The organism is Neobacillus drentensis (assembly GCF_036965645.1).
In the GTDB taxonomy this organism is placed as follows: domain Bacteria; phylum Bacillota; class Bacilli; order Bacillales; family Cytobacillaceae; genus Neobacillus; species Neobacillus drentensis_D.
Genome location: NZ_JBALPZ010000289.1, coordinates 1 through 4,792, shown reverse-complemented (window position 1 = coordinate 4,792; position 4,792 = coordinate 1). Strand labels below are relative to the sequence as shown.

At 30.9% G+C, this 4,792-nt stretch carries 2 protein-coding genes; both read left to right on the top strand.

Annotated elements, in window-relative coordinates; genetic code table 11:
- On the top strand, positions 1–2,036 hold a 2,036-nt coding region (locus V7266_RS30485), incomplete at its 5' end, for a glycosyltransferase (RefSeq protein WP_335473017.1).
- Between the two features lie 142 nt (positions 2,037–2,178).
- Positions 2,179–4,792 (top strand): heparinase II/III domain-containing protein (locus V7266_RS30480; RefSeq protein ID WP_335473016.1); only part of this gene is annotated, 2,614 nt, incomplete at its 3' end.

Genomic DNA, 4,792 nt, shown 5'->3' with positions numbered 1-4,792 from the left:
GTGTACTATCAATAGAAGAAAATATTGAAATTGATTATGTTATTAAGGCGCCGATAAAAAATAATGAGAACTTTTCTGCAATTGAAAAGTTGGCTAGTGTTAATGTTATTAATCCTTTTGTGACATATGGAATTCAATCTCCAAGATTGGCAGTTAATGAAGCCGTTGATATTCTAGAGAAATTAAATAATGAAAAAAACTATGATGGCATAATTCTCAGAGGACTAGAATTATGTTTGGAAGCAGCAAGCAGGAATACATTAAAAAATAAAATTTTAAGTTATGTAACAAATTTTAATCATGATAAAGAAAGCATTGAGCCAAACGAGGTCAACCAGCTTAGTTATATTTATGAAAACTCAAAATATATGTTTGCTCAAACTGAAGAAGCACAAAATTGTTTAATGAATATTATTGAACCTAAACAGGTAAATAAGTTTAGAATTTTATCACCGATGATACCAGATTATGAAATTGAGAACCAATCACTCGTTAATAAGGGTAACACTCTTATTTATAGTGGAAAGTTTGCAAAGGATTGGTATACAAAAGAAATCATTGATGCATTTAAAAAGATCAATGATATAAATGATGAAATAACATTAACTTTTGTTGGTAATAAATTCCAAGGGGAACTTGTGCAAGAAAAAGATCAGATTACTCAGGAATTAAAGAGTAACAACAAAATTAATTGGATCAAGGGAGTTAGCCGTGAGGAGTCGAATAAACTAATTCAAAAAAGTGATTTAGGGATTGCTTGGAGAAGCTCTAATGTGGACAATGATGATAGTGTAGAACTGTCTACAAAGGTTTTAGAGTATTGCTTAGCTGGTAAACCTGTTCTTCTAAGAAGAACAATTTTACATGAAAAATTATTAGGGAGTGACTACCCGCTTTTTGTAGAAACTGAGGAAGAATTTATTTCGAAGATTCTGATGATTTTTGAGAACTCTGATTTATATAGTTTTACAGCAGAAAGATGTTATTATGCTGCACAACAATTCACTTTCTCTGAAAGAGCAAAAAGTTTGCATCAAACTTGGTGGTCATTAAAACGGAATAAAATTAGGGTAGCAGTGGCTGGCCATGATTTAAAGTTTATAAATAGTATGTTAACCTATCTTACTGAAAATAAAGATCTCGAAATCAAAATTGATCATTGGAGTAACCATAATTCACATGACGAAAAATTATCAAATGAATGTATAGAATGGGCAGATATTATACTGTGTGAATGGGGTTTAGGAAATGCCGTTTGGTATTCAAATAACAAGAAAAGGTACCAAAAACTGTTTGTAAGAATGCATGGGCAGGAACGAAAGACTAAATTCCCTCCACTATTCAATTATGATAATATTGATAATTTTGTTGCTATATCACCATTTATCTATGAGGAGTTCAGTCGAATTATTGATACACCAAGAGATAAAATGAAAATCATCTATAATTATGTGGATAGCAAGTCCTTTGACAAGCCCAAGCTCCCAGGAGCTGAATATAATCTAGGGATTGCTGGGATTTCTCCACAGTTAAAGCGGTTAGATAGAGCGATCGATATTTTCGAAAAGTTATGGGAAAGAGACAATAGATATAAACTGTATATTAAAGGAAAAAGGCCAGAGGAATATAAATGGTGGACTATGAAAAAAGGGGAAGAAACCGAGTACTATAACAACCTTTATAAACGAATTGATGAAAGTCCATGGAAGGGTAATGTCATCTTTGATGGGCATGGTAATGATATGGCTATCTGGTTCCAAAAGATAGGATTCATTTTATCAACCAGTGATTATGAAACATTTCATTTAGCACCAGCAGAGGGTATGGCTTCTGGTTCGGTTCCAATTATTTTTAATTGGAGTGGTTCTAAAGCAATCTATGAGAAAAAATGGATTGTATCAAATGTTGATGATGCTGTAAAACATGTTTTGGATTATAAGAATAGCGTTGGAAATGACTCATTAAAAGCCTATATCCGTGAGCACTATGGTATTGAAAAGATTGCAAATGATCTATTAGAACTTATTCAAAAGTAATTTTATAATATTTAAAAATAATGCGAAGAATGTACTATTCTTCGCAAAGTTTTTATATTTAAAAGACATTCTATAATATAATATGAAATTTCTCCAAAATATAAAAACGAACAGGTATATATTTTAATTGAGGGGTATTTTTATGAGTTATGCTAATCAAAAAGAAAAGTTATTAGCAATATACAAAGATTTTGATATTGTTTTCCCAAAGCATACGAATAAAGATTTTATTAAAACTGCAAATGAAATTGTAGACCATAATATTTTTAATGTCACCTCTTTTGGTAAAGTAGATTTCCAGGATGGGGTAAATTGGAATGATCAAAGAGGAAGAACATTCAATAGATGGTTTCATTCTCATTTCTTTATGGGCGATTTAATAAGTGCATACGAGAAAAGTGGGGAAGTAAGTTTTTTAAACAAAGCTTTTTCTTTGTATGAGGAGTGGTCTTCGGTATTTGAGGGGAATATTGAAAATAGAACAGCTTACCACGATGAGACCATTGCAAAAAGATTAACCTTTTGGCTTCGTTTATATATTGTTGGTTATGATATTTTTGAAGAAAAAAAGAAGTCAAAGTTAGAAAGGTCTATTCTGCTTACCGCTGAGTTACTTGCAGGAGAAAAGTTTCATGATAAAAATACTAATCATGGTATGTTTGTTGACTTAGCTCTTCTTCTCTTTACCTATGTATTTGAAAAAGACGAAAGCTTTATTCCATGGAGAGATAAAGCCATTTCACGTCTTATGGAATACTTCGACTTTGTCTATACATCTGAAGGAGTGCATAAAGAACAAACTCCCGCTTATCATTATACAATTTCATTGCAGTTATTAAGATATTCAATTGCATTTAAAAATTATAATAAAACACTTTCAAGGTATTTGTATAATAAATACTTGATTACAAATACTTTCGGTTATCAAATAATAAAACCTGATGGAAAAATTCCTCAGATTGGTGATAATGCAGCTCTGCAAGTAAAGGATTTAGTGTTTAAAGATTTATATGATGATCCGGAATTTAAATACGCTATATCAGCAGGAGACATGGGAATAGTACCAAAGGAAAATGATATCGTATTTAAAGAAGCAGGGTATGCAATTTTTAGAGATGACTGGTTAAAAAAGAAAAAAGCGACTTATATTCTTTTTAATGCGGCTTATAACAGCAATTACCACAAGCATTCAGATGATTTATCAGTATTAATTCATAAGGATGGGGATATTTTTGTAGAGGCTGGCCCTAATGGTTATGAATATAAGGATCCTTATACTGAATATGGGTATTCGCAATTTGCCCATAATTCACTAGTTGTAGATAATCAATCCTTACCAAGGGTTGATAATAAATTTGATAAAGTTAACATCATAAATTCTTCAATAGAACCTGACTATTGTGAAGTTGAAGGGGAAAATGGAAGATATGAAGATGTAATTCATCGAAGAAAGCTCAAATATAATAAAAAAGAAAATCATATTATTGTTAACGACGAAATTATATCAACTAGCGAGCATAATTATTCATTATTTTGGCATATGGCTCCCAATATAGTAATTGAGGAGAAGAGTGGAAAGTATTTCATAAAGAAAACAGATAGTTATATAGGCGAAATAATATTTTCTTCTGATTCTAATTTCGTTTTTAATCAACAAATTGGACAAGTCTCCCCGATAATCAAAGGATGGCATTTTCCAAAGATGAGGGAGAAACAACAAAATTATTTTGTTGAATTATCCTTAACTGGAAATAATGTTAAAATTACTACTGAAATTATTTTATACAATGAACCAAAAACAATTCAGAACTTAGATTTTAATATAGATGCCAAGATAATTAATGGTCAACTACGTGCGAAGGTTTTACCAGTGGAACAAAGTAAGGATTATTTATATGCCTTTTATATTCGAAAAGACGGGCATACAATTGAAAAGATCATGTATTCTAATCAAAATGAAATTAAATTTGACTTAAAGGAAAAAGGAAAATATAGCCTTAGATGCTTCCTAAAAAGTAATAAATTTATTGAGTCAAAACAATCAGTATCATTATTATTTGAGGGAGAAAAGCCGAAATTAGAAAATGAGTACGTCTACAAAGATTCACTTAAAGATATAACTTATATTCTGCAAGAGGGAAAAGAGTATAGGGATTACCTGTTAGTTGTATTTTCAGGCCATGATGAAAATAGGCCTTTGTACAGTTATAGGAGATTTCTAAGCGATATTGACTGTAATAAATTATTTATACTGGATAATTATGGATATGAATCAAAGGGCTGTTGGTATTTAGGAGAAAATATGGATTTCTTGGTAGAGAAGTCTGTAAAAGATTTAATTGGAACGGTTCAGGAAAAATATAATATTTCCCATGAAAATGTAATTTTGGGAGGAAGTTCAAAGGGGGGCTTTAGTAGTATCTATTTCGGTATGAAATATCATTATGGGCATATCATTGCTGCTGCACCCCAGGTATTTTTATCAAAATATTTTAGTAAATATTCAAGGGAGTATTTATTAGAAGGAATTTGTGGGGAAATAACTGAAGATAAAAGGAAAATAATAGACAACTTGATAATAGATGAAACTCCTACGTCAAATCAAAAGTTTTACTTTTATTGCGGTTGTAAGGATAGCCATCTAAATGATCATTTGCTTCCGCTAATTAAAAATATGATTAGTTATACCGATAATATATACCTGGAACTTTTACCTGGCGGGCATGCTAATATTGGTAAAGAATTTGGTCCAAAGT